The sequence below is a fragment of the Acinetobacter sp. YH16052 genome (assembly GCF_013417155.1).
GTDB lineage: Bacteria > Pseudomonadota > Gammaproteobacteria > Pseudomonadales > Moraxellaceae > Acinetobacter.
On record NZ_VPEO01000130.1, the window covers coordinates 1 to 1,709 of the forward strand.

The following is a 1,709-nucleotide window of genomic DNA, read 5'->3' on the forward strand; positions in this document are numbered from 1 at the left end:
CCTGTTTAAAGCTATTACCTATAACCAATGGCTGTTGGTTGGACGCAAGACTTTTGAATCAATGGGAGCATTACCCAACCGAAAGTATGCGGTCGTAACACGTTCAAGTTTTACATCTGACAATGAGAACGTATTGATCTTTCCATCAATTAAAGATGCTTTAACCAACCTAAAGAAAATAACGGATCATGTCATTGTTTCAGGTGGTGGGGAGATATACAAAAGCCTGATCGATCAAGTAGATACACTACATATATCTACAATAGACATCGAGCCGGAAGGTGATGTTTACTTTCCTGAAATCCCCAGCAATTTTAGGCCAGTTTTTACCCAAGACTTCGCCTCTAACATAAATTATAGTTACCAAATCTGGCAAAAGGGTTAACAAGTGGCAGCAACGGATTCGCAAACCTGTCACGCCTTTTGTACCAAAAGCCGCGCCAGGTTTGCGATCCGCTGTGCCAGGCGTTAGGCGTCATATGAAGATTTCGGTGATCCCTGAGCAGGTGGCGGAAACATTGGATGCTGAGAACCATTTCATTGTTCGTGAAGTGTTCGATGTGCACCTATCCGACCAAGGCTTTGAACTGTCTACCAGAAGTGTGAGCCCCTACCGGAAGGATTACATCTCGGATGATGACTCTGATGAAGACTCTGCTTGCTATGGCGCATTCATCGACCAAGAGCTTGTCGGGAAGATTGAACTCAACTCAACATGGAACGATCTAGCCTCTATCGAACACATTGTTGTGTCGCACACGCACCGAGGCAAAGGAGTCGCGCACAGTCTCATCGAATTTGCGAAAAAGTGGGCACTAAGCAGACAGCTCCTTGGCATACGATTAGAGACACAAACGAACAATGTACCTGCCTGCAATTTGTACGCAAAATGTGGCTTTACTCTCGGCGGCATTGACCTGTTCACGTATAAAACTAGACCTCAAGTCTCGAACGAAACAGCGATGTACTGGTACTGGTTCTCGGGAGCACAGGATAACGCCTAACAATTCATTCAAGCCGACACCGCTTCGCGGCGCGGCTTAATTCAGGCGTTAAACATCATGAGGGAAGCGGTGATCGCCGAAGTATCGACTCAACTATCAGAGGTAGTTGGCGTCATCGAGCGCCATCTCGAACCGACGTTGCTGGCCGTACATTTGTACGGCTCCGCAGTGGATGGCGGCCTGAAGCCACACAGTGATATTGATTTGCTGGTTACGGTGACCGTAAGGCTTGATGAAACAACGCGGCGAGCTTTGATCAACGACCTTTTGGAAACTTCGGCTTCCCCTGGAGAGAGCGAGATTCTCCGCGCTGTAGAAGTCACCATTGTTGTGCACGACGACATCATTCCGTGGCGTTATCCAGCTAAGCGCGAACTGCAATTTGGAGAATGGCAGCGCAATGACATTCTTGCGGGTATCTTCGAGCCAGCCATGATCGACATTGATCTAGCTATCCTGCTTACAAAAGCAAGAGAACATAGCGTTGCCTTGGTAGGTCCGGCAGCGGAGGAATTCTTTGACCCGGTTCCTGAACAGGATCTATTCGAGGCGCTGAGGGAAACCTTGAAGCTATGGAACTCGCAGCCCGACTGGGCCGGCGATGAGCGAAATGTAGTGCTTACGTTGTCCCGCATTTGGTACAGCGCAGTAACCGGCAAAATCGCGCCGAAGGATGTCGCTGCCGATTGGGCAATAAAACGCCTA

3 protein-coding genes are annotated in these 1,709 nt (G+C 48.7%); all 3 read left to right on the top strand.

Annotated elements, in window-relative coordinates; genetic code table 11:
• A partial coding sequence (locus FTV42_RS16645) for a dihydrofolate reductase (RefSeq protein ID WP_180039232.1) occupies window positions 1-385 on the top strand: 385 nt, incomplete at its 5' end.
• Between the two features lie 94 nt (window positions 386-479).
• Entirely contained in the window at window positions 480-1,004 is a 525-nt protein-coding gene (gene sat2 / locus FTV42_RS16650; protein ID WP_180039233.1) for a streptothricin N-acetyltransferase Sat2, read from the top strand.
• Window positions 1,005-1,061: 57 nt separating this feature from the next.
• Window positions 1,062-1,709 (top strand): AadA family aminoglycoside 3''-O-nucleotidyltransferase (locus FTV42_RS16655; RefSeq protein ID WP_180039234.1); only part of this gene is annotated, 648 nt, incomplete at its 3' end.